The sequence below is a fragment of the Neobacillus niacini genome (assembly GCF_023715785.1).
In the GTDB taxonomy this organism is placed as follows: Bacteria; Bacillota; Bacilli; order Bacillales; family Cytobacillaceae; genus Neobacillus; species Neobacillus niacini_E.
In genome coordinates, this window is the sequence record NZ_JAMBOX010000089.1 from 1 (window position 1) to 411 (window position 411).

Consider the following 411-nt stretch of genomic DNA (forward strand, 5'->3'; position numbering starts at 1 on the left):
TGACATCATTGCGATTGCGGTTGAAGGTGCAACATTATTGCGTGATTTGGCGAAAGAATACCCTGAAACCGAATGGATTTTTGAATATTCCCCTGAAAGTTTCTCGCAAACCGAGGTCGATTTTTCGGTCAAAATCTGTGATGAGGTGTGTAAAGTTTGGCGCCCGGACTTAGGTCAAAAAGTAATCTTTAACTTGCCATCAACCGTAGAAAGCTCAACGCCCAATATCTATGCCGATCAGATTGAATATTTTTGCCAAAACTTACCCATGCGAGAGCATGTGATTGTGAGCCTTCACACCCACAATGACCGTGGCTGTGCTGTGGCTGCCAGTGAGTTAGGTTTGATGGCAGGCGCTGACCGTATTGAAGGTACGCTTTTTGGTAATGGCGAGCGCACAGGCAATATGGA

Annotated in this window: 1 pseudogene; it reads left to right on the forward strand. The window is 45.7% G+C overall.

Annotated features, from left to right (window positions below):
• Nucleotides 1-411, forward strand: a pseudogene (locus M3234_RS28975) (2-isopropylmalate synthase); the annotation flags it as partial.